This is a genomic window from Flavobacterium sp. UBA4854 (assembly GCF_002399805.1).
Taxonomy (GTDB): Bacteria; Bacteroidota; Bacteroidia; order Flavobacteriales; family Flavobacteriaceae; genus Flavobacterium; species Flavobacterium ginsengisoli.
Map to the genome: position 1 here is coordinate 9,844 of NZ_DHEI01000017.1, position 305 is coordinate 10,148.

General features: G+C 31.8%; 1 pseudogene. It reads left to right on the forward strand.

Annotated elements, in window-relative coordinates:
* Positions 1 to 305 (forward strand): annotated as a pseudogene (locus B3J44_RS01590) (PD-(D/E)XK nuclease family protein); the annotation flags it as partial.

Here is a 305-nt window from a genome sequence, read left to right on the forward strand (position 1 = left end):
GTAAATAATCTCAATCATTTTTCGAACACTATTGGAAAACGTACTTTTATTTTTGCGGGTTTCAATGCTTTAAATGCAGCAGAAGAAAAAATCGTACAGCATTTATTAGCTTTAGATCAAGCCCGAATTTATTGGGATGCTGATCAAGCTTTTCTTAATGATCCATATCATGATGCTGGGCTTTTTTTGAGACGTTTTAAAGAAAGTTGGAAACATTATAAGTCAAATATTTTTGAATGGATTGTGGATGATTTTTCACAGTCAAAAAATATTCAAGTTATCGGAACTCCAAAAACAATTGGGCA